This is a genomic window from Cyclobacterium qasimii M12-11B (assembly GCF_000427295.1).
Classification (GTDB): Bacteria; Bacteroidota; Bacteroidia; order Cytophagales; family Cyclobacteriaceae; genus Cyclobacterium; species Cyclobacterium qasimii.
Genome location: NZ_ATNM01000197.1, coordinates 159,126 through 180,789, shown reverse-complemented (window position 1 = coordinate 180,789; position 21,664 = coordinate 159,126). Strand labels below are relative to the sequence as shown.

The following is a 21,664-nucleotide window of genomic DNA, read 5'->3' as shown; positions in this document are numbered from 1 at the left end:
CTTGTATGTTTTTTAACCACATAAAGTATTTGTGGTAAATTATTCCCGCAATTGATGTGCCTTAATATTGGAAATATTGCTTTGTCCAATTTTTGAGTTTATCCAAATGGACCCAAATTGTAATTTCCTTGCTGAGTTAGCGCTATCTAAAGCTCGCCTATCAAGCCATTAGGAACTGACTGCTGCCCCCTCAAAAGTTATTTTCAGTTGTTCCTATAAAAACTGAATGATAAAAAACCATTCAAAAGCACCTATTATTTGAAAAGGAGCTGTAGTAAGACAGGGTGATATTGCTCTTGACCCTTTATAGTTTAATCCGTAATATCCTCCCATTTCCATCCATCATTTTTAACTAGACTAGCAATAAATGCCCTTCTGTCATTAATTTTATGTATTAGATCAATCGCAGTAGCCTCTGAAACTAAGATATCAAAAGAATATAATTCATCCTTATAAGGAAAATCAGGAACCTCTTCTTTTTTAAACGAATAAGAGTTCTTTGCCACTTTCAAATATTTATCCATTGCCATTCGCAAATTCTGCCAAATGTATGCCTTGTCAGATTTGTCAATATTGTACACCTTTTGAATGCTTAAAACCTCATCAAGTTTGGCAAGATTAAGTTGTGGGGAATACTTTGGATTTTCAGAATGAAAATACATTAGTACCGGATAGGCTAATTGTTGCTCGCAATGCAACAGTATCATGGGATATAATTCTTTGAATTGATCATGAATTTTATCAAAATTTTTCCCATTCCAACCGTTAAGGATTATTTCATTGGGTGTGTTGCCTAGGTTAGAAATGTAAGTTGCCATCATTCGTTGTTTGACTACAGCATTCATAAGCGGGATAAAATAGGATATTGCTAAGGACAACAAAAACATACCGTTCAACCCCATCAAATTAGAGATTATTCGCCAAAAATCGCTCCCAGTTTTTAAATCACCATTCCCAAGGGAGGTTAAAGTATAACCGACGTAATAAAATTTACCTGTTGTGCTGGCGGATAACTCAGTTGAAGTTTTAACAATTGAATTGATATCCGAATTGTAAATGAGTCCATAACCAATGCCCAGCAATAAAGCCCAAAGGGTAAACAATGTTACCACAACAAGAGCACCTATATTGCTTAAAATAGTTAACCGTGAAAATTTCCTTGAAATAAAAACACCCATATGCCAAACTTGTCTTGCGACAAAATTTGATATTTTACTTCCTCCATTTAATCGAAGAATGGTGGATAAGGCATCAATATTTGTTATGATAACGATGATGATTCCGCTGAGTAGTAGAATTGTGTTCATTGAATTAATATTTTAACCCCTAAATATTTTTTCTATGATTACCTCCAATAGTCAATCCAATTTCATCAGTTTTGAATATTTAAAAATAATAAATGGACCATTTCAGTACAATTCAATCTATCCTATCTTGAAATTTGGCTTAATACTTACTTGATCACCCTCTCCCTATATACGGCATCCCATTGGCCATGATGGTCATAAAGGGAATGTTGGCAGCAGGAGGGAGGCTGGCCATATACACGATGGCCCTACCAATTTCATTGACATCCATGGTAGGCTCTACTTTTCGGGAACCATCCGCTTGTAGGGTGCCTTCTTCCATTTTTTTGGTCATGTCACTTTTGGCATTGCCAATGTCTATCTGACTGCAGGTAATGTTTTGATCTCTTCCATCAAGAATGGTGGATTGGGTTAGGCCGGTGACAGCATGTTTACTTGCTGTGTAGGCCACTGACATTGGCCTGGGAGCATGGGCGGAGATGGAGCCATTGTTTATAATGCGCCCACCCTTTGGTTCTTGCGCTTTCATTAATTTAAAGGCTTGTTGGGTACAGAGAAATGCTCCTGTAAGGTTGGTGTCGATGACTTTTTTCCATTCTTCATAAGCCAGGTCTTCCAAAGGAACAGCTGGTGCATTGATCCCTGCATTGTTAAAAAGCAAGTCCAAGCGTCCGTACTTTTCCATTACTTTATCAAACAATGCATTCACACTTTCAGGTGATGTGATGTCTGTGGGGAAAATCAATACATCGTCTTGGCAACAAATTTTGGCAGTTTCCTCCAACGTTTCCTTCGTTCTTCCAGTCAATATCAAGGTCCAATTGTCTTTGGCCAGAGCTTTCGCTACAGCCCTTCCTATGCCTGAACCTGCTCCGGTGATGAGCGCAGTTTTTATTGTAGTTTTCATAATTGGGCTTATTTTTCGGGTACTTGTATGTGCTCTTCCTGAATATAATTGGTAATGATTTCCGTGGTGTTTTTATCGGCAGTGAAACCAAGTGCATCTGCCTTTTTGGTGTCAAAATTTGGAGGCCAGGTAAGGACAATGCTTTGGAGAAAGGCATCCGGTTCATAGGAAATATGGTCGGTAATGCCTTTATGGGTGACCTTCTCCAGACTGTCGATCATTTCTTGTACGCTTACGGTTATACCGGGGAGATTGATCGTACGGTCATCCCCAATGTCTTTGGCGGATAACTTGGCGGCATGAATGAAGTTACGAACGACTTGCTTTGGCGAAAGTATCCAAAAAGGGGATGAAGGAGCTACAGGGTAACTCGTTGCTTTCCCATTCAATGGTTCTCGAATAATGCTACTTAAAAAAGATGAGGTTGCCGCATTTGGTTTTCCCGGCCTAACGGTAATGGTTGGAAGTCTCAGGCACCTGGCATCTACAAAACCACGTCTACTGAAATCATTCATTAACAAATCTACCATGGCTTTCTGTGTGCCATAGGAGCTTTTGGGTTTAGGCGCAGTTTCTTCGGTGAGTACTTGATTTACATCACCACCAAAGATTCCACAGGAACTTGCAAACACCACTTTTGGGCAGTAAGCCAGTTGCCTGCATTTCTCTAGCAGGTGCTGGGAACCGTATAAGTTTACCCGCATTCCTAGGTCAAAGTTTTTTTCTGCTTCACCACTGACTACTGCGGCAAGGTGAAATATCAGTTCGGGCTTTTTTTCTAATAAAGGATCGATTAGCGAGGGGTCGCTAAAATCTCCTGCAATGCATTCAAAACCTGGGTTGTTTTTGATAATGTCCAAAAAGGCCTGGTCAACCAGCGTTATTTTCCCTTTGGATTCTGGGTGTTGGCGGAGCCATTCTGTAGCGAGTCTGCTACCAATAAATCCGCCACCTCCTATGATCAGTACATTCATTATTTTGGGTTTTGGGTTAGACAAAAGGGAACATCCAGGACAGTAGCCAAACCTGTGCCATTCCTGCCAGTGAAATGACTGCAAGTAGAAAAGTCCAGGTTTTTAAGGCTTCTTTTTCAGTTAGGCCACTCATTCTTGCTACCACCCAAAAAGCACTGTCATTCATCCAGGAAATAAAGAGGGAGCCAAAGCCCATGGCCATCAACAGGTATACAGGATGAAACCCCAGGGATTGTCCGTCTCCAATTAGTGCGGACATGATGGCCACACTTGAAATCATCGCAACAGTTCCCGATCCCTGGGCGGTTTTTAATACGGCAGCTATTAGCCAGGCAAGAGGGATGAAATGTAGTGGGAAATTTTCTGTAGCCAATCTAATTGCCTCTCCAATGCCGCTATTGTTGATCATGGCACCATAAGCACCACCTGCACTTGTGATAAGGATGATTATACCTCCAATTTCCAAAGGCTTTCCTACTTTTGACCATAGTTCTCTGGAGGATAGTTTTTCAGATTTGGCCCATAGGTACAGGGCTGCCGCTGCTCCAGTAGCCATAGCTAAATTTTTATTACCGATAAAAACCAACCATTCAGGAACATGCCCAGTTATGGCTTGAACCATTGTACCTGAACCAATCATAACGATGGGTAAAACGATGGGAGCAAGGGCCCAAGTCAAAGCTATTTGAGATGCATCCCCAGCATTGACTGGCAATGCTATTCTTATGGGTACAACCATTTTTTCATTGATTCTTTTGCCAATATATAATACCAATAGGGCAGGAACAATTCCTAAAATCATTCCTGAAAGGATCACCGTTCCCAGCTCTATTCCCAGACTTTCTGCCATGATAAGTGGGCCAGGAGTAGGGGGAACGATACTATGAGTAATGGCAGCTCCACCGCCGATGGCCATTACATAAAGGATATAATTTTTACCCGTTTTGAGCGCCAGGCTAATGCCCAAGGGGATAAGTAAGAAAAAGACCGTATCTAAAAAAACAGGGATCGAGAGTAAAAATGCAGCGATAAGCAAAGCCAAAGCGGCTTGTTTTTCACCGAGTTTATTTAGCAACTGGGTAACGATTTTCTCTGCTGCACCACTCTCCAACATCGCCGTACCAATTATTGCCGCCAAGGCAATCACCCAAGCTATTTTCCCTGCCATTACACCAAAAGCAATCATGGGTTCATCGAGGGCAGCATTGATGCCTTTGCTCTCCATTAGATCTGGTGTCAAAAGGCCCACAAAGACAGCGGCAGCTACCAGGGCAATAAAAGGGTGAAACTTAAATTTGGAAACCAAAACTACGACCAGAGCAATACTGGACAATAGAATGGCAAATGGCCAAAAGTCAGCATGATAAATTGATTCCATACTTTAAATACGGGAAAATATTCTAAAATCTAACGGCTAGGCCTTCTAAAATTCGTGTTTTAGGTAAAAGATTTTTATTTTTTGAATAAAAGTCGTTTGTTTGCTCAATTCGGATGGTTTACATTAGGAAAAAAATTATTGGTTTTATTTTAGAGGTGAAAATTTGATTGCGATACCATGGAAGATGGAAAAGAGGAGGATAAAATAAGGAGAGCGTTTAAGGAAAAAGACTGGGCGGAAATCAAGAGTGCAGATTCCTGGGTAATATTTAAAGTCATTAGTGAATTTGTGGAAGGTTTTGAAAAGCTTGCCAAAATTGGACCTTGTGTGTCTATTTTTGGATCTGCCAGAACAGCGTCAAACCACCGCAATTACCTAAAAGCTGAAGCCATTGCTGCCAAGCTTGTGAGACATGGTTATGGGGTGATCACAGGAGGTGGTCCAGGGATCATGGAAGCGGGAAATAAAGGCGCTCATTCAGAAAAAGGCAAGTCAGTAGGTTTAAATATCGTTTTGCCTTTTGAGCAATTCAATAATATTTATATTGACCCTGACAAACTGCTTACCTTTGATTACTTTTTTGTCCGTAAGGTAATGTTTACCAAATATTCTCAGGGATTTATCGTTTTGCCTGGAGGTTTTGGAACCATGGATGAATTGTTTGAAGCTTTGACCCTTATACAAACCAAGAAGATCGGACGTTTTCCGATTGTCCTTGTAGGGAAGGCGTATTGGGAAGGATTGATCGAATGGATTAAAACTACCATGTTGGAATCCTTTTCCAATATCAATAAAGAAGACCTCGATCTTTTTGTTCTTGTAGACTCTGCAGATGATGCAGTGGGTGCCATAGACGATTTTTATAACAAGTATCTACTGTCTCCAAATTATTAAGACATTGAAAAAAAAGCATACCTATAACCTGTATTTCCTTGTAACATTGCAGTTTGTAATCATCGGCTATTTGCTTTTTCAAAGCAAGGAGGAAAAGCCTGAGCTAAAAGCAGAAGAAGGGGCAGTTGCCGAATTGCGGGCAGGGAAGACGAGAACGAATCCTAGGGTTCGAATTTTTGACCTTCCCGAAAAGCCCGAATTTGCCGGCGAAAAAGCACCTGTTGATCAACCTGATGTATTCGAAAGGTACGAGAGAGAGATTTATGTCAACGCTTATTGGGAGTCAAATGCCTTGCTGATGCTGAAGAGGTCGGGCAAGTATTTTTCTTATATCGAACAGACATTAAAAGAAAATGGTATTCCTGATGATTTTAAGTATGTGGCTGTCATAGAGTCGGGCTTATTAAATGTCACTTCTCCAGCTGGGGCAAAGGGTTTCTGGCAATTTATGAAGGGAACTGCCGGGGATTTTGGATTGGAGGTCAACCGGGATGTGGATGAAAGGTACCATTTTGAAAAAGCTACATTAGCAGCCTGTAAATACATTCGTGCTGCCTATGGCAAATTTGGAAATTGGACAAGTGTAGCGGCTAGTTATAATATGGGAATGGCAGGAATTGCCCGAAGGAAAAACCAACAGCTTAGTCCTGATTATTACGACCTATACCTTAATGAAGAAACCAGCAGGTATATCTTTAGGATACTGGCAATGAAGGAAATTTTTGAAAATCAAAGCAAGTATGGATTTGAGCTTCAAAATGAAGATTTGTACTCTTTACCACCTCTTAGGGAAATACAAGTCAGTGAAAGCATAGACAACCTGGCGGAATGGGCTATAGAACAGAATAGCAATTATAAGGAGGTTAAAATTTATAACCCCTGGCTAATTAATACTAAACTTAATGTACGAAAAGGTAGTTCTTATATCATAAAATTGCCCTTATAAAATTCTTTTGTAAAGGAATTGTCTTTTATGATTAACTTGAATGGCAAATAAATCCCTTCCTATGAAAAAACCTTTCATCATAACCTTTATCATTGGGCTAGTTTTGCTTGGTTTTTTTATTTGTTACCATTATTGGTTAATAATTATCTCAATAATAACGCAGAGCGGATTGTTAGTAATATGATTGTCCGTACCAGCGAATTTGCAGGTCATGAGGTCAATTTCGGTAAAATCAGACTGGATTATAATTACCAGGGTACCTTTTTAAAAATGGATTCTGTAAATATCCATCCTGGCCAGGAGTTGATGGAGGAGGATAAAATCAAATTCAACCTTACTTTTAAGGAAGCCAGCCTGACAGGTTTTCGCTGGGTAGATTTTCTATTTTACAATAGCATCAAGCTAGACTCTGCCTATATCGCCGATGTGGTTTTGGAGACGGTAACACCAGATCTGGAGGAAATGACTGATAACATGGGGCAGGAAAATGGAAATCAAGGAGAGAACTACAAAAAAATTAGCATCAATCATTTCCGGATCAACAAAGCATCTTTTGAAAACAGAGACAGTGAAACAGACTCTACCAGGTTGCTGATAAATGACCTGTTTATCTTTGCTGATGGGTTTAGCCTAAGTGATCAGGACCTTGAAAGTCAGGAGGCACTATTTTCAGTCAATAGTATTGAGGGGTATTTGGCAGAGGTCGAGCTTCATGTCAATGACTATATAAATGTGGTAGAAGCCAATGATTTATCCTTTAATACAACGGAACAGAAATTAAGCATTGAAAAGGCAGCTTTTAAAAACAAACTGCTCAAATATTCTTATATCAACCGGTTTGAAAAGGAGACAAATTGGATGGAATTTAACAATGCGCGGTTAGAAATCTCGGGAATGGATTTTCAATCCTATTTCAGGGAAGGCAAAATTGCAGCAGACAATGTGCAATTGGATCATTTAGAACTGGAGGTTTTTAGAGACAAAAGGAAGGTGGAGGACACTACCAAAAGACCTAAAATGATACATGACATTATCAAAGGACTGCCAAAAAGTATTTGGTTGAAGTCGATTAACTTTGAGAACACAACCATTACTTATCAGGAGCGGCCAGACACCAAAGCCCCTTCCTCTGGAAAGATATTTTTTGACCAGGTCAATGGAGAGATCCTTGGCTTCACCAATTATGCGGAAAAATTGTCATTGAATGATACCCTAAGCATTAAAGCTAAAGGAAGGCTTATGGGAGAGGGACAGATTGATATGCAGGCAGATTATCTGATCAATGACAAGGAAGGGAAATTTTTACTGGAAGGAACTGTAGGGCAGATGAACCTGACCAGTCTTAACAACATGATCATGCCGGCAACAAGGGTTGCACTAAAGCAAGGTAGATTAGATAACCTATACTTTAACATTGTAGCAAATGACATTGAAGGTACTGGCGACGTAATAGCAAGGTATTCTGATTTGCAAATAGAAATCCTTGATAAAGATTATAAGCGGAACAAAAATGTTTTTAGAGATATTGGTGCATTCATAGCCAATAAGCTTGTGATAAGAACACATAATCCGCAAAAATCAGGAGACCTCCAGAAAGGAGAAGTTTATTTTCAGAGAGCAGAACACAAGTTTATTTTCCATTATTGGTGGAATTTGGTATTGAGTGGACTGAAGTCAACCATTACAGGAGACACGGAACAAGACATGAGGGAGAAGCAAACCAATTAAACCTTTACTTGGAAATGAACCATTTGTCTTGTTTTAGGTTTACCTTAGTTATGTTCTTTTTAGTCAAGCTTATTGCGTGATTGAACTAAAATAACGAGAGGGGTGGAATTATAATAAGTCAAGGAATCTTTTGGTTTCAAGACTGCCAATCAGCGTGGCAAAGTTGAAAAAGGCGAAAATTGCCTTGTGTTATCCCAATAAATTTAGCACTAATAAGAATAGTAATTACCTAATTCAGGTTAAACCAATACAAGAGAAAAATATCCAATGTCAGTAGAAAATCAACCTTCTCAAGAACATATTGAAATATATGGGGCCAGAGAGCATAACCTCAAGAACCTCGATCTTACTTTACCCAGAAATAAATTAGTGGTCATCACAGGTTTGAGTGGCAGTGGTAAAAGTTCACTGGCATTTGACACCATTTATGCTGAAGGCCAAAGACGTTATATGGAAAGTTTTTCTGCCTATGCCCGGTCTTTTTTGGGAGGTATGGAAAGACCTGATGTAGACAAAATCAATGGGCTATCTCCTGTTATTTCTATAGAGCAAAAAACTACCTCAAAGAATCCCCGATCTACAGTAGGTACCGTTACTGAGATTTACGATTTTATGCGTCTTTTATACGCCAGATCAGGTGAAGCTTATTCCTACCTTTCCGGTGAAAAGATGGTTAGGCAGACAGAAGATCAGATTATAGCTCAGATTTTTAACGTTTTTCTAGACAAGAAGCTATCCATTCTGGCACCAGTTGTAAAAGGCAGGAAGGGCCATTACCGGGAATTGTTTGAGCAGATCCGTAAAATGGGATACTCAAAAGTCAGGATAGACGGAGAGATGGTTGAGGTGGAGCCTAAAATGCAAGTGGACCGTTACAAGATTCACGATATAGAAATAGTGGTTGACAGGGTACTTGCAGAGGAGGGGGATAGGTATAGGATTTCTCAGTCGCTAAAAACAGCATTGCAACATGGTAAAGGAGTAATGATGTTGCTTGATGAAGAGGGTAAAACTCATCATTTCTCAAAATACCTGATGGACCCGCTAACAGGGTTAAGTTATGATGAGCCAGCACCAAACTCTTTCTCCTTCAATAGTCCTTACGGAGCTTGTCCTTCTTGTAATGGTCTTGGAGTGATAGAAGAAATCACCCGTGAAAGCGTTATTCCAGATCCATCTTTAAGTATTAGCCGTGGAGGAATAGCACCTTTGGGGGAATACAGGGATATTTGGATTTTTAAAAAAATAGAAGCCATACTTAAGCGCTATACAGGTAGCTTGGCAACCCCTATAGAAAAACTGGATGAAAAGATAATTCAGATTTTATTATATGGGGATAAAATGGACGTTGCTGTTGACTCCGTGAAATACCCGGGGACAAAGTGGAACACCACCTTTGAAGGGATTCTAAATTTTCTCCAAAAGCAAAGAGAAGGAGGGTCTGATAAAATTCAGAAGTGGATCTCTGATTTCACTAGCACCCGTCAATGTCCCGAATGTGAAGGCTATCGCCTAAAGAAAGAAGCCCTTCATTTCAAGATAGCAGAAAAGCATATTGGTGAACTGGCACAAATGGATATCACCTCCCTTGGAGAGTGGTTTGCTAATATTGAAGAGCGAATGACGGAGCGTCAGAAGATCATTGGCGCAGAAGTATTGAAAGAGATAAGGAAAAGAATTGGGTTTTTGCTCGACATAGGCTTAAATTATCTTTCCCTTAATCGTCCTTTGCGGACCTTGTCTGGAGGGGAAGCCCAAAGGATTCGATTGGCAACTCAAATAGGAACGCAATTAGTGGGCGTGCTTTATATTTTGGATGAGCCAAGTATAGGTTTGCACCAAAGAGACAATGTGAAACTGACACATGCCCTGAAAGACTTACGTGATTTGGGGAATTCAGTGATAGTGGTGGAACATGACAAGGACATGATGATGGAGGCCGATTATGTTTTGGACATTGGTCCAGGTGCGGGTCGCCATGGTGGTCAAATTGTAGCGAGTGGTACTCCTGAGGAGATATTAGCCTCCGATAGCCTTACAGCTAAATACCTGAATGGTGTACTAAGCATACCTATCCCTGAACAAAGAAGAAAAGGCTCAGGCAAGAAACTCAAATTAAAAGAAGCAAGTGGAAATAATCTGAAAAATGTAAACCTCGAAATCCCACTGGGTACCATGGTTTGTGTTACAGGCGTGTCAGGTTCAGGAAAAAGTTCTCTGATCCATGAAACCCTGTATCCGCTACTTAACAGACAGTTCTACAATTCCAAAAAGGAACCTTTGCCCTATAAAGAAATAAGTGGCTTAGAGCATTTGGACAAAGTAATAGAAGTGGATCAATCTCCTATAGGACGAACGCCAAGATCCAACCCGGCGACCTATACAGGTGTTTTCACAGACATCAGGGCTTTATTTACAGAATTGCCAGAATCAAAAATAAGAGGCTACAAGCCGGGAAGATTTTCCTTTAACGTTAAAGGAGGACGCTGTGAGGATTGTGAAGGTGGAGGAATGAAGTTGATTGAAATGGATTTTCTTCCAGACGTTCATATTCCCTGTGAAACCTGTAAAGGGAAGCGTTACAATCGGGAAACTTTGGAGGTGAGATTTAAGGGCAAGTCCATTGCAGATATTCTGGACATGACTGTGGAGCAGGCGGTAGCATTTTTTGAACACATACCAAAGATTTTAAGGAAGATACAAACCCTGCATGATGTAGGATTGGATTATATTACTTTAGGCCAACATGCCACCACTTTGTCTGGTGGAGAGGCGCAGCGTGTAAAACTAGCTACGGAGCTTTCGAAGAAAGACACTGGTAAAACTTTTTATATCCTTGATGAACCCACAACAGGATTACATTTCAAAGATATTGGATTGCTTTTGGGTGTCCTTCAACAATTGGTCGACAAGGGTAATACGGTGCTTATTATTGAGCACAATATGGACGTTATTAAGGTGGTGGATTATGTCATAGACCTTGGACCGGAAGGTGGTCAGAAAGGTGGTGAAATTCTTTTTAGTGGTACTCCTGAGAAAATGGCGCTACATCCTACTAGTCATACTGCCAAATTTTTGAAAGAAGAATTGAAAAAGAAAGACCTGGTAATGTGATAATAGCCTGTGACTTTGAGTGGTTGCCTAATTGAACGCAAGCATGGAATACAAGCATATAGGTAGTCTTAAGTGGATTTACATTTCCGCGAAGGGCTACCTTTCTAATTGATGGGATTTCAGGTAAAGGCCATAATTTACTTTTTGTATTACCTGTTAATAATACCAAGCACTGTTTGAATAGATGAATTGATGATTTTTAAGGTATGTTTTTTGGGAATTTGAGACCTAACCTTTGCGCTAAATAGCTGATTATTAAGAGTTGTTAACGCACTGAGGGTCTGATAGGGCCTATTTCTTTATCAATGTTAAGAGAAGGTTAATTCGGAGCATTTAATTTTAAAATTTCATAATTCACTTTTTATTGGGTGGTAGATTTTTGGGTCAATTTTGTGCCTGAATCTAATTCAGACTTAAAAATCTAATACCTAACCATGAAGAAATTATTTAATTGGATGATGATCGCTACAATTGCTGTATCAACTATGACAGCATGTACCGAAGAGGAAACACCTAATAATACAGTCGCTATTTCAGGAGTTCCAGCTACGGCAGTAGTAGAAGCTGGTCAGACAGTAGACCCTGTTACCGCCAATATTACAGCGGGAGACGGGCTGACAACTTTGGTTGTCTATAAAGATGGTGTGGTTGTCGAAACCATAAATTACACAGGAGAAATGAATGCTGACTACCAGTTTTCTTATCAAACAACAGCCGAAGATGCAGACAAAAATCTGGTATTTGAATTTGTTGCTACAGATATGAATGGCGATACTCAGACCTCTACTTATGTGGTAACTGTAGGAGAAATTGCTACGGTTGTTAAAATTGAAAACAACATTACTGCTAACACGGAATGGGAAACTGGTAAAGTTTACGTTCTAAGTGGAAGAATAGCTGTAACTGCAGGTGTTGAATTAAAAATTCAACCGGGAGTTATTGTAAAAGGTGAAGCTGGATCTGGTGCCAACGCTACCGCTTTGGTAATTGCCAGAGGAGCAACCATTGAAGCTATAGGAACAGCAGAACAACCAATCATTTTTACTTCCATAGCAGATGAAATTGCTCCTGGAATGATTGCTAGCCCTAACCTTGACCCTGACCTGGATGGATTATGGGGAGGATTATTGGTACTTGGAAAAGCACCAAGTTCTTTTGCCGGAGACGTAACAGAAGTACAAATAGAAGGAATTCCACCTTCCGATTCAAACGGACTACATGGTGGAGATGATCCTGCAGATTATTCAGGGACTATCAAATACGTATCTATCAGACATGGTGGCGCCAATATTGGTGAAGGAAATGAAATCAATGGTTTGACTTTAGGATCTGTTGGTTCTAGCACCATCATTGAAAATGTAGAAGTAGTGGCCAATCAGGATGATGGAATCGAATGGTTTGGTGGTACTGTAAGTGTGAAGAATGCTGTTGTATGGAATGCAGGTGATGATGCTTTGGATACTGATATGGCTTGGGCAGGAACACTTGATAATTTCATTGTAATCTCCGGAGGATCTACTGACCATGCATTAGAAATAGATGGCCCTGAAGGTTCCTACAACGACAGTCATACCCTTCAGAATGGTACTATAGTTGGAAATGACGCTTCAGAATTAGGTGATTTCAGAGATGGTGCAAGAGGTACCTTCAAGAACATTCTTTTTCAAGGTTTTGCTGATCCGGCATCTACAGATGGCAGAGGAGACCTTTCTTTGAGTGGAGATAAATCTCTTGAGAATTTTACAAATGGGATCCTTTCTTTTGAAAACCTTGAAGTAGTACTTGCAGATGGTGTTTCACTGTCTACCATGTTCAAAAGTGGAACTGATGCTTACGCTAGTGCTGTGGCTGATGGTGCAGGAACTGTTGGAGCTGACAAATCAGTATTTGCTGATTGGACTTGGTCAGCTGTTGCTGGACAATTGGACGCTTTAAAATAATAATAACTGACAACATTTTTTTGAAAGGAATGCAATCCGCATTCCTTTCTAATTTTTTTATCTGATCGCTGTAATACTTAAAATGAAAATAAAATGAAAAACTTTACAAATAGCTGGATCTTTATAGGATTTATGCTTTTGTCCACAGGTTTATTTGCCCAGAATGGGACGATCCGTGGGACAATTTATGATGAGGGTACCGGGGAGCCATTGTTTGGTGTAGCTGTTGCCGTAGTAGGTGCTCAAATTGGAGCGGTTACAGACTTTGATGGAGATTTTGAAATTCAACTGCCGGAAGGAGTTTATTCTATTCAGGCATCTTTTATTTCTTTCAACAACCTACAATTGGAAGAAATAGAAGTAAATAAAGGACAGGTTACCCTTCTTGATAACCTTAGAATGTCAGAATTCACTTCTGACCTTGAAACAGTAACCATTACAGCAGAGGCGATAAGAACCACTGAAGCCGCGCTAATGACTGTAAAAAGAAATGCCCCACAACTGATGGATGGTATTTCAGCAGCTGCTTTCAGACAAATTGGCGATGGAGATGCTGCTTCTGCAATAAAGCGGGTAACAGGGGTTTCCATTGAAGGAGGGAAATATGTGTACATCCGTGGACTAGGTGATCGTTACACCAAAACAGTATTGAACGGAATGGACATTCCTGGCTTGGATCCAGACAGGAATACGATCCAGATGGATATTTTCCCTACTAATATTATTGACAATATTATCGTGTCTAAATCATTCACCAGTAATCTTTCAGCAGATTTTACCGGAGGTGTTGTGGACATTGAGACCAAAGATTTTCCTGAGGAGAAAACGATGCGCCTTTCAATCAGTGGAGGTTATAATCCTGCCATGCACTTTAACTCCAATTTTTTATCTACAGAAGGTAGTGCCACCGATTTTTTAGGTTTTGACAATGGCTTCAGAGACATTCCAACCAAAGGAATCACAGAAATTCCACAATATGCAGATGTCGTAGGAAATCCTGGAGGAGAAAAAGGACTCCTTTACCAAAGTATTTTGAGTGATTTCAATCCTACTTTTGGAGGTACAAAAAAGCAAAACCTTATGAATTATTCGCTAGGCTTCTCGCTTGGAGATCAATTCAAACATGGTGACAATACCTTCGGCTATAATTTTGCCATTACCTACAAAAACACCTCAGAATTTTTCAAAGGGGCAGAATTTAACTTGTATGCCAAACCTAGGGAGGCAAATGAGACAGAATTGGAACCATTAGAAAGGTCTGTAGGGAATTATGGAGAAAGCAATGTTTTACTAGGAGGCTTGTTTGGGATTGCCTATAAAACCGATTTTTCGAAGTATAAGCTTAATTTTATTCACCTGCAAAATGGATCTTCCAAAGTGGGTAATTTTGACTTTCAAAATACCAATCTTGGGGCAGTTTTTGAGGCAGATCAGTACAATATAGAATACAGTCAAAGGGCTTTAACGAATGTTATGCTAAGTGGTATCCACTACAGTAAAGATGGTGCCTGGGAATTGGATTGGAAAGTTGCACCTACGCTATCTTCCATTGAAGATCCTGATGTAAGGGTACTTAGATTTAGGGAGCCAAACAAAACCATTTCATCAGAAGTTGGTCTTCCTCAGAGGATTTGGAGGTCACTTGATGAACAAAACCTAATTGGTAAACTTGATTTGACCAAAAACCATGTTCTTTTTGGGGAATCTGCTAAGCTTAGGTTTGGCTCATCTTATGCCTATAAGCAAAGAGATTTCCTAATCCAGGATTTCCAGTTTTCTACTGGCAATTCTACCTTCACAGGAGATCCCAATCAGGTACTTATTGAAGACAACCTTTTTTCGGAAGACAATAGAAACGGAATCCGATACAGCCCACTGTTCATTCCAAATAATCCCAATAGCTACAATGCCAATCTAACCAATGTTGGTTTGTACGTTCATAGTGAGTTTGCACCTTTGAAAAATTTAAAAGCGATTGTGGGTTTGCGTGCAGAGAAGTTTGACCAATATTATACCGGGGCGAATCAAACACAAACCATAGTATATGACAATGAAAAAGTAATGGGAGACCTGGATCTTTTTCCTACCATTAACCTGATCAGGAATATTAAAGAGAACCAGAACCTTCGCTTCTCTTTTTCAAGTACCATTGCCAGACCTTCTTTTAAGGAAATGTCTTTTGCAGAAATTTTGGACCCAATCACAGGCAGAACATTTATTGGAGGTTTGTTCCCAGAGACAACTGATGGCGGAACTGAAGTATTATGGGACGGTAATTTAGAAGCCACAAGAATCAATAACTTTGATTTGAGATGGGAACAATTTCTTTCAGGAGGCCAGTTGTTCTCAGTGAGTGCTTTTTACAAGACCTTTGACAAACCTATAGAAATGGTACAGTTTCTTTCAGATCCCGGTGCTTTTCAACCCAGGAATGTAGGAAATGGAACTGTGGCTGGAATTGAACTGGAATTGAGGAAATCACTTGGCTTTTTAAGTCCTTCACTTGAGACTTTCTTTTTCAATTTCAATGGTACCATTACAAAATCCAGCATTCAAATGTCAGAAGCTGAATTACGATCAAGAGCCCTTACGGCAAGAGAAGGCGAAACCATTGAAGAAACCAGAGACATGTCCGGACAGGCGCCGTACATTATCAATACTGGTTTGAGTTATAACAACTATGTTTCAGGAATAGAGGCAGGGATATTTTATAACATGCAAGGAGCTACCTTAAATTATATAGGCTACGGTAATAGAACAGATACTTATACTGTTCCCTTCCATGCTGTTAATTTAAGCCTGAACAAAACATTTGGTGCTGAGGAGAAAATTAAAGCAGGGGTAAATGTTCAAAACTTACTCAACCAGTCAAGAAAAGAAGTTTTCCGTTCTTACGGAGCCGAAGATCAGATCTTTTCATCACTCAGCCCAGGAACACTGATCAATGTAAACTTTTCTTACGCTTTTTAAACCTTAGGTGTGTAATAGCTAGCTAATTGAAAATTATATACAAATCATTCTTCATTTGTATTAATAAACCATCCAAGTATTAATTTTTTACAGCTTATTTTTCCGGGTTTATTTTAATCTTTTAAAATATCCTTCCAATTGGAAGGATATTTTTTTGTCTGTATGTTAAGAAATTGTTAACTTTAGTTAACAGTATAATAATTTAGACAAATGCATAAGGCACTATCCCTGTTGGTTTTACTTTTAATGGCTTCCGTTTCGGAAACGGTTCAGGCTAAAAACCATGCCTATTTGTCAACTATTTCTACCCCATCTGAGCCTTCTTCATTGCTGAAATCCTGGCGTATGGATAGTGAGGATTTCACCATTTTACATGAGCAATTGAATAAAGATTTTTCCAAGTTTGGCAGGACCAAGAAAATGGTAAAAAACATATTCTACCGCTCTCACCAGCGGATATTTCGTAACTACGAGCAATTTAGTATGGCTCAGGATACATTTACCTCCGGAGCTTATGATTGTGTAAGTGGCTCGTTGATTTTGGCCGGGTTACTTGAATACTTTGGTTTTGAATTTGATATAATAGAGACCACGTACCATGTTTTTTTGAAAGTGGAAGTTGCCAATGAGGATGTGATATTGGAGGTAACTGACCCCTTGACTGGTTTTATTTCGGACGATCCTGCACGTAAAACTTATCTGGCCAAGTACAGCTATGGAGAAAATATTTCCAGTCCATGGGGTATTTTAGCAAGCATTGAAGGGGCAAATACTCCTGCAATTTTCAGGAAGATTGACCTCCAAAGCTTAATTGGCCTTCAATATTTTAATCAGGCCATCAATCATTATAATAAGGAGAATGAACTTCTCGCCTATCAATTCAGTGTTTCTGCCCTCAAGATGTACAAAGCAGAAAGAATTATAGGGTTTTCAGAATTTTTTGAAGCACAATTTATTACTGTCAGCCTCTCGCTAATATTTCTTTAATTCGGATTGTGCAATAGGGTTTTCCGTTGAAATCCTTCTAAAGGGGGATTTGCGGAAACGTGAATTTAAAGCTGATTTGGTGTTCTTCAAACCGGCTGAGAAAATTCAAAATCAGATATGCACTCGTCAGTCCTGTTTGCCTTATCCGGCAATTATATATTAAAACACAAAAAAAAAATGCTTCCTATAGTGAATAGGAAGCATTTTTAAGTAGGCTTTTATTTTTATTTATCTTTTAAAACCTCGCATTTATCATAGTTGGGGTCTATATCGATAAACACTTCCTCTTTGGCTAAAACAAACCAATTGGCTAAGATATCCTCTTCTTTTTCCTTTTCGCTGCAGCTTTTAGTTTTTCATAATCATCTGCAATATTGGCTCTATGAGCAGGATAACGGGCCTTGTAAAAGAGAATCCGTACACCTGGCTCAGACCTTCCGTTTCTTGGGTCAACATCGTCAAATCTTACAGTTGGAGTTATGTCGCCTATTTCCATACTATCCAGTGTAAAAAAGAGGATAGGGTCTTCCAGGGTCCTTGAAGTTAGCCTATTGGAACCTGTAGCAGGGTCTGTGAAAAATCCTCCAGCATCTGAAGTCTCCCTGTCATCGGAATTCTCCTTGGCTGCTTTGGCAAAAGGTATTTTCTCATCAATGATCTGCTGCCGAAGACTATCCAAAAACTGCTCAGCTTTCACGAGGTCTTCTTCTGATGGCGTAGGAATCATTAATATATGTCTTGTATTAAATGTATTGCCTCTTCTTTCGAGCAATTGAATCATGTGGAACCCAAACATGGATTCAACCGGATCACTGATTTCTCCTTGTTTTAGCGCAAAGGCCGTGGCTTCATATTCAGGAGCCAATTCCCCTCTTTTGAAAAAACCTAGATCACCTCCTTGAGGTCCAGAACCTGGATCCTGAGAATATTGTCGCGCCATAGCTGCAAAATCAGACTCGCCGCTTAGTATTTTTTCTTTGATCTCTGCCAGTTTCTTGTATACCTTGTCCTTCTCAGATTGGCTAACTTCTGGTTTTTTAACAATCTGCCCAACAACTACCTCTGAAGAGAAGAAAGGCAAGGAATCCTTTGGGATTGAGCTATAAAATTTTCTCACATCATTTGGAGAAACCTGTAGGTCTTGGGTGATGACACCCTGCATTTTACCAACTACTAATTGTTCCTTTACAGCGTCTTGGATCTCATTTTTTAATTGATCACCTGTTTTACCATAATTTTCGATTAACATTTCTTCATCTCCTCCAAATTGCTGGAGTACCATGTTGAAACGTTGATCTGTTTGGATGATTACTTCAGCTTCAGATACAATCACAGAATCAATTTCTGATTTTGCCATCATCATTTTATTAATCAGCAAGGATTCAAAGACCTGACATCTTGAAGGAATCTCAAAACCTTGTTGGGCTTGTGAAGATGCCTCCAGGTAGGCTTTTTGAAGATCGGACTCCAAAATGATGTAATTGTCTACTTTAGCGATGATCTTATCCAGTACTTGTCCAGTTGGCTTTTCTTCCTTCTCTTTTTCTTCAGGACTGGGACTGGCAGACTCAGTAGTAGTGTCTTGTGCCAAAGTCATTTGGAAAACGGAAAGGCCTAGCACCACCAGTAAGCTGAGGCTTTTGGTCAATTTATTCATATATGGTAAACTCATTGTTTTTAAGTGCATTGTTGTAAATATCTCTTTTTAATTTTTCGGCTATCTCAGCTCTCCTTTTATTAACGATGATCTTTGAAATCTCGTCTTTTACAAACTCTAATGGTGGCACCTGATCCTGAAGCCTGTATTCCAATATCTTGAAATAATAGGAGTAGGTTTCGTCATCAACATGAATCAACTTTTCGTTCCGGAGCAATTGAACGTGGTTGTTGTTTTTGGTCAACGGTGTGTTTAAGATAATGTCATCAAAATTGATCCAGGTGGAATCCTCCATGAAATAATTGTTTGCATAACGGATAGCAAAGTCCTTCAGTTCTTCTTTCTGACTTTCCTGATTACTGTTTAGCAAGCGTTCCAATTGTCTCCTGTTTGGAATGTCCTTTTCAAGCTTTATAAAATTGGTACGGACAATTATTTCCTTTAAGGCAAAATTTTGATTATTAGAAGTATAATAGGCTTCAATTTCCTCCTGAGTAACATCTTTGTTAAGCGTCTTTTCTACGTAATTTTTCTCGAATTCGTAAGCAATTAATGCATACCTGTAATCCAGTAATTTTCTGTTTATCTCAGCCTCATTAATGGTGAGATTTTGACTTGCTTCCCGTATAACCAGTTGCTTTTTTATCCAACTTTGAACATAACGATTGATCAATTCTACAGAATCCATGTCCGGAGACATCTCCTTACCTATGTGGTCAATGTCTGAATGGTATAAATTAGCATTACCAACAGTGGCCACAAGCGTATCGTCTGTATCCTCTTGATCATTCTTCATCTTGAACAAATCACAGGAAGACACGAAAAGCATAATGCTACATGCGATTACTAGTTTATTGAACAAGAGACTGGTATATTTTTCTTTTTCATCCTCATTGACCTGGATGGTATATTTTTGTTTTAATTCAGTAAGTAAGTTTTTTTCAAGGTATTGTTGATAATCCTGAATGAGTTTCCCCCGAGTTTCTTCATATTTTTTCACTCTTGCAGGTAATATTTCTCCCAATACCAGGAGAATGGTTTCGTTATTTTGCTGAATTTCATGATAGGACTGGTTTAGATCCAGTCCATTAAAGATTTCATTTTTGTCAACTTCGTAAGTTTTTTGCTCTACAGTAAAAAGCAAAGCATTCTTTTCAAGAAATTTCTTGTTTAATTCTGAGGACAAGCTGTCAGTGAGAGGCTGGGAACTCAGATAAGCCGCTACATTGGAAATGTCTTGGTTCTTTTTAGCTTTTAGAATCAATGCTTTTGCACGTTTATTCCACATGTATTGGTCATTGTTTTCTTGGAAGTAGGCTTTTTGGCCTGTGCTGTCCTCTAGTGCTTTTTGCCATACCTCATTGTTCATGAGTTCAAATAACAACATGCCATACCTGTATTCATTGACCAGTTGTCTGTAGTCATGGTTGTTTTGATAGAGCTGCTCTTCCTCCCATTTTGACAATAACTCCTCAGAAAAATCTTTATAAACGGCATCAAAAGAAGAAGTAAACAATGTGTTTCCTTGTGAATTGGTTGTTTTGAGAAAGGCAATCAAATCAGCAATTTCCGCTTCTTTCCATTCGGACTGTATAATCAAATTGTCTTCCTTTTTGGATAGTTCTTCTAGTTTTGAATAAAGTTGAGCCGTTGGTTTTCCATTTTGGCTTGCAAATGTACTTTTAAGAATTGAAAGGAGTTGATTGTTTTCAGTGACCTTAAACTTCGCCTTTTGCATGGCTAAAACTTGCTCTTTTATTAAGCTTGACCGGCTGTCTCGTAAAATGTTAGATTTTATTGTAGGTAAAACTTCGTTAAATGGCGGCACTGGCTTTGCCGCCTCCAGGCGGATGATGTGGTAGCCATACTCTGTTTTAACAGGTACTGAAAAAGCTCCTATTTTGTTCAATGAGAAAGCAGCATGTTCGAATTCAGGAACAATAGCACCGACACCAAACCAAGGGATAATTCCCTTTTTAACCTTACTACTTGGGTCTTCAGAATAGGTTTTCACCAAATCTAACCATTGATTTGAATCCTCAAGAAGCGTTTGATGAATTTGATTGATTTTATTTAAAGCAATTGCTTCTTCGTCGACACTTACATCTGCCCCAACTCTTATTAATAGATGTGACACACGTAATTGACCAGGATTTGGTCTACGATCTTCCAACTTTATGATATGGTAGCCAAAATCTGAAACAATCGGGGCAGAAATTTCACCAATTTTCAGATTGTATGCAGCTTCTTCGAAGGGCAAAACCATTTGCATGGCTGTAAAATATCCCAAGCTGCCTTTATTAGCACTAGCAGACGGATCATCCGAATATTTTACTGCCAACTGGTGGAAATCAGCCCCTGCATTTGCTTCGGCTTTTATTTTTTCAGCCATCTTGTAGACAGCTATTGAATCCTCTTTTGAGGCATTTTCCGGAAACTGGAAAAGTATGTGGCTGGCCTTTACAATTTCCTGCATCCTACTGTACGCTTTTCTTAACTCGCCTTCAGTAAGCGAATTTTCCAGCAGATAGGGCTTTTTTAATTCATCTTTGAAAGCAGCAAATTCGGTCTTGAATGCCTTTGTTTGGTGCATCCCTAAATCCATCGCGTATTTCACTTTGAGTTTGTAGTCTACAAATAACTCAAAATTACGCTCAAAATCAGTTCTGCTAATAGGGCTAGCATCCTTCTGGCGGTTCTTATTTAGAATATAAAGAAATTCCTCTTTATCAGAGGTTTCTCCATTTATTTTTAAAAGGTAGTCCAATAGTGGATTTGCTTCCTTGATGGCATCAGGAACCGGAGTGGCACTTGCAAATAAAATTCCTAACAAAAGGAAATATATATGCTTCAAATTCATAG

General features: G+C 39.3%; 13 protein-coding genes. 7 read left to right on the top strand and 6 right to left on the bottom strand.

Annotation, left to right across the window (positions count from 1 at the left end; all coding sequences use genetic code 11):
- Positions 1-311: 311 nt before the first annotated feature.
- The 4 genes from ADICYQ_RS24705 to ADICYQ_RS24690 form a co-directional block, all read right to left on the bottom strand.
- Positions 312-1,307 carry a hypothetical protein gene (locus tag ADICYQ_RS24705; RefSeq protein ID WP_020888466.1) on the bottom strand — a complete coding sequence of 332 codons (996 nt, stop codon included), beginning with the start codon at positions 1,305-1,307 and terminating at the stop codon, positions 312-314.
- 154 nt (positions 1,308-1,461) lie between these two features.
- Positions 1,462-2,214, bottom strand: a complete 753-nt coding sequence (locus tag ADICYQ_RS24700; RefSeq protein WP_020888464.1) for an SDR family oxidoreductase — start codon at positions 2,212-2,214, stop codon at positions 1,462-1,464.
- An 8-nt stretch (positions 2,215-2,222) separates the two neighbouring features.
- The gene (denD, locus tag ADICYQ_RS24695; RefSeq protein ID WP_040418096.1) at positions 2,223-3,188 is read right to left on the bottom strand and encodes a D-erythronate dehydrogenase; all 966 of its coding nucleotides are present in this window, start codon (positions 3,186-3,188) and stop codon (positions 2,223-2,225) included.
- Positions 3,189-3,204: 16 nt separating this feature from the next.
- The gene (locus ADICYQ_RS24690; protein ID WP_020888462.1) at positions 3,205-4,566 is read right to left on the bottom strand and encodes a GntP family permease; all 1,362 of its coding nucleotides are present in this window, start codon (positions 4,564-4,566) and stop codon (positions 3,205-3,207) included.
- A gap of 177 nt (positions 4,567-4,743) precedes the next feature.
- On the opposite strand from ADICYQ_RS24690, the gene ADICYQ_RS24685 reads away from it, so the two are divergent.
- The 7 genes from ADICYQ_RS24685 (at position 4,744) to ADICYQ_RS24655 (ending at position 17,145) form a co-directional block, all read left to right on the top strand.
- Positions 4,744-5,460: an LOG family protein gene (locus ADICYQ_RS24685; protein ID WP_020888461.1), complete on the top strand. Its 717-nt coding sequence runs from the start codon at positions 4,744-4,746 to the stop codon at positions 5,458-5,460.
- Positions 5,461-5,464: 4 nt separating this feature from the next.
- Positions 5,465-6,406, top strand: a complete 942-nt coding sequence (locus ADICYQ_RS24680; RefSeq protein ID WP_020888460.1) for a lytic transglycosylase domain-containing protein — start codon at positions 5,465-5,467, stop codon at positions 6,404-6,406.
- Between the two features lie 180 nt (positions 6,407-6,586).
- Complete coding sequence (locus ADICYQ_RS24675) at positions 6,587-8,134, top strand: hypothetical protein (protein ID WP_020888459.1); 1,548 nt, start codon at positions 6,587-6,589, stop codon at positions 8,132-8,134.
- A 267-nt stretch (positions 8,135-8,401) separates the two neighbouring features.
- The gene (gene uvrA / locus ADICYQ_RS24670; RefSeq protein ID WP_020888458.1) at positions 8,402-11,248 is read left to right on the top strand and encodes an excinuclease ABC subunit UvrA; all 2,847 of its coding nucleotides are present in this window, start codon (positions 8,402-8,404) and stop codon (positions 11,246-11,248) included.
- A 434-nt stretch (positions 11,249-11,682) separates the two neighbouring features.
- On the top strand, positions 11,683-13,188 hold the full coding sequence (locus ADICYQ_RS24665; protein WP_020888457.1) for a beta-helix domain-containing protein: 1,506 nt from the start codon (positions 11,683-11,685) through the stop codon (positions 13,186-13,188).
- A gap of 93 nt (positions 13,189-13,281) precedes the next feature.
- Entirely contained in the window at positions 13,282-16,158 is a 2,877-nt protein-coding gene (locus ADICYQ_RS24660; RefSeq protein WP_020888456.1) for a TonB-dependent receptor, read from the top strand.
- Positions 16,159-16,368: 210 nt separating this feature from the next.
- Positions 16,369-17,145 (top strand): hypothetical protein, encoded by a 777-nt coding sequence (locus tag ADICYQ_RS24655; RefSeq protein WP_020888455.1) that lies wholly within the window; start codon positions 16,369-16,371, stop codon positions 17,143-17,145.
- Between the two features lie 310 nt (positions 17,146-17,455).
- Here ADICYQ_RS24655 and ADICYQ_RS24650 read toward each other — a convergent pair whose 3' ends face one another.
- Together ADICYQ_RS24650 and ADICYQ_RS26945 are read right to left on the bottom strand one after the other, a co-directional pair.
- Positions 17,456-18,817 carry a peptidylprolyl isomerase gene (locus ADICYQ_RS24650; RefSeq protein WP_438830486.1) on the bottom strand — a complete coding sequence of 454 codons (1,362 nt, stop codon included), beginning with the start codon at positions 18,815-18,817 and terminating at the stop codon, positions 17,456-17,458.
- Positions 18,795-21,635, bottom strand: a complete 2,841-nt coding sequence (locus tag ADICYQ_RS26945) for a peptidylprolyl isomerase (protein ID WP_235114906.1) — start codon at positions 21,633-21,635, stop codon at positions 18,795-18,797. Before ADICYQ_RS26945 ends, ADICYQ_RS24650 begins: the two co-directional genes overlap by 23 nt.
- Between the last annotated feature and the right edge of the window lie 29 nt (positions 21,636-21,664).